The organism is Parabacteroides gordonii MS-1 = DSM 23371 (assembly GCF_000969825.1).
Lineage (GTDB): Bacteria > Bacteroidota > Bacteroidia > Bacteroidales > Tannerellaceae > Parabacteroides > Parabacteroides gordonii.
Genome location: NZ_KQ033926.1, coordinates 1 through 2,603, shown reverse-complemented (window position 1 = coordinate 2,603; position 2,603 = coordinate 1). Strand labels below are relative to the sequence as shown.

Annotated in this window: 1 protein-coding gene; it reads left to right on the top strand. The window is 42.1% G+C overall.

Annotated elements, in window-relative coordinates:
- The coding region (locus HMPREF1536_RS26505) for a ligand-binding sensor domain-containing protein (protein ID WP_046151832.1) at window positions 1-2,603 on the top strand (2,603 nt) is incomplete at both ends.

Genomic DNA, 2,603 nt, shown 5'->3' with positions numbered 1-2,603 from the left:
CAATCAGCAAATTTATTGTTTTGACCGTAGACTGGAGCGGTTTGTCCCAATTCATTATGCCGGAAAGAAGGATGAAGATACCAGAGTCCAGGATGTACTAATTCAAAATGACTCTTCTTTCTGGTCGCTTTCTTATGATAATCTTTCTCTGGTTTCAGTAGATTATGTGAAAGATAAAACAGGAAATATTAAAGAAGTGAGTCTGAAAGTAGAAATGGAGTTTGCTTCATTGGTTGATGAAGGGACAAACTTTCTGGCTTTTTGCCAGTCGCCGGATGGAGTTATATATATCGGAACGGACTGGGGAAATATTCTTGCTTTCGATCCTGCTTCCTACACCGTTCTGAATAAAGGAGATTTACCCAAAGTAAAGAAAATACATATCAATCGCCTCTTATATTCAGAGGGTTATGTCTGGATCTCCACCTGGGCAAACGGGGCGATCCGCTACAATCCTGTCTTGGATACTTATTCACAATACACGTATGATCCTAAGAACAAAAAGAATTCCTTGTCACACTGGGATGTTTATGAGATCGTTCCGCTCAGTAACGGACGTTACCTGACAGCGACCTGGAATGGATATGCTATCCTGATTCCTGATAAGGAAGATCCTACCCAATATTCAACGGAAGTCTATAATAATACGGCTTCACAGCTTCACCGGAATCTGGAAACCCGTATGATCTCGGCTTATTATGATGCAGATGGGCTTCTTTGGATCGGAACACAGGGAGGTGGTGTGTATTCTTCCGATTTAAGAAAGCAGTTTTATCAACGTTTCCATCAGGATACGCATAATGAAATATGTGCGATGACCACCGACAAGGAGAACCATATCTGGCTGGCAACCTTCCACAAAGGAATTATGAGAAGTACGGAAGCCTTTGACCCGCAACACCGGTTGTCTTTTGAACTGGTTCCGAACGAAGCCGGAAATACCGTATTAAGCGCAATAACTGATAAAGCGGGTGATCTCTGGTTTGGAAATACCAATTCGGAATTGATCCGTTATCACTCAACCGGTAAAACATTTACTGTCTACCCGATACGTTTGTCTGATAATCCGGCATGGAATGGCTCTATATGGTCTCTATTCGTCGATAGTCAGGAACGTTTATGGCTGGGTACGTCGGATGGATTATTATTGTTTGATAAGTCATCCGGGCAATTCACACGTTATGAGGTTCGTCCCGGTATAATCCGGGCAATAACGGAAACTCCCGATAAAAACTTATGGTTGGGAACCACGTTCGGGTTAAAGAAATTCAATCCGGCCAAAGAGAGTTTGCAAGCAGATTTTGAGAAGGAAGCCGATATCCCGGCACGCGAGATACGTGCCCTTTTTGCTTCTTCCGATAAGAATCTTTATATCGGATATACGGATGGATTCGGTGTTCTGGATGTTGAATCCAACCGGATCGATACTTTCTATACAACGCACGACGGTTTAAGCAGCAATTTTATCGGTTGTATCAGCGAAGATACGAAAGGACATCTTTGGTTGGGCTCCAGTTCCAGTGTCTGTCGTTACAGTAAACATCAGAAGCTGTTTTATAACTACTATATATCAGGGAATAACCGTTCGGTAATGCTGTATCATGATTATTTGTTTTGGGGTAATAATAAGAACATGACTTACATTACGTCAGAAGACGTAATGGACGAACATCCCGTGCCGGATAAAGTGGTAATAACCCAGATAGAGGTAGATAATAAACCGGTTGAAATTGGGGAGAAAATAAACGATCAGGTCATTCTTACGGAAGGAGTTCCTTATGTGCATAATCTGATATTATCCGGTATGAATAATAGCTTCTCTCTGCTTTTCAGTAATCTGACTTATTCGGAAACGTTACAGAAATACAGCTACCGTCTGGCTCCTTATCAATCGGAGTGGCTGATTTCGGGGGAAGGCGAGAAGATTTCCTATACAAATCTTCCTGAGGGCGAATATCTGTTTGAAGTGAAAAGTATCTTCCCGGACGGTTCCAGCGGTGATGTAACGTCGTTTGCTATAAGGATTTTGCCTCATTGGTACGAAACGGTCTGGTTCCGGTTGATTGCGTTCATCTTTGTTGTGCTGGCCTTGTATTACTGGATGCGTCGTGTAAAGATCCAGCAAGCCCGCCTGAGAAAAGAGGAACGTTTGAAGCATGAGTTGTTTGTGGCCAATCTGGAACGCGAAAAGGAAAAGCAAATCAACAGGGAGCGTGAGAACTTTTTTACCAATGTATCCCATGAACTCCGTACGCCGCTGACATTAATTCTTTCTCCCTTACAGGAGTTGTTGCAGGCTGATCGTCTTTCACAAACTATGTACGAAAAACTGTCGCTTGTTTATAAAAATGCCTCTTCATTATCTACTCTGGTGAACCAGCTCCTGTATGTTCAGAAAATAGAAGCCGGAATGGTGCAACTTCATTTGTCAGAAGTTGATATTGTTGACTTAGTTAAGAAGGTTATGGAATCTTTTAAACACATGGCTGAAATAAAAAATACAGAGTTCATCCTGGACTCTGGTATCCGCTCCCTCGACCTTTGGATAGATAGTGGAAAGATAGAATCCGCTTTAAGAAATCTTTTATCGAATGCTTTCAAAT